Genomic DNA, 532 nt, shown 5'->3' on the forward strand with positions numbered 1-532 from the left:
TCAGGAAAGCACTTTTCGCCGTTTCGAGTCATCTGATAGATCTCGTCTAGCATGCCATCCGTGATCTTAAACTCAGCAAACAAATCGCTTTGTCCTGGCTTGATAAAGTTGATGCTCGCCTCTTTATCCCACACGTAATACTCTTCACGTAGAATACCCATCAACATGAGAGAGTAAATGGGATCTGTTAAGGAAAAAATACTGCCTCCATACTGTGTACGATTGGCATTTTTGTTCCACCAGCGAAGTTTCAAACGAACTTTAACCGTTCGGAAGTCTTCAGAAATATGTAAGATTTTAATTCCGGCCCCCCAAAATGGTGGCCATACATTCAACGCAAATTTCACAATCCCTGGTTTATAAATCTTCGCGAGTCGCTTATTCATTGCAGTCCGTGCCCTCTCTAAGCTCATGTTACAAAACTGTAACTGGTCAGATCTGTAATATAATCGACCCATTTCCAATTTACAAAAAGATTCTATTAACCCTTTGAAGTTCGTGGTTTAATGCTTTTAGCGCTTCCCCTATAATG

1 protein-coding gene is annotated in these 532 nt (G+C 40.8%); it reads right to left on the bottom strand.

The genetic code is table 11. The features are described 5' to 3' along the window. Positions 1 to 386, bottom strand: a 386-nt coding sequence (locus R7Q11_RS28990; protein WP_225467322.1) for a DUF4442 domain-containing protein, incomplete at its 3' end; no start/stop codon positions are given. Between the last annotated feature and the right edge of the window lie 146 nt (positions 387 to 532).

The sequence above is a fragment of the Vibrio sp. 970 genome, assembly GCF_033339075.1.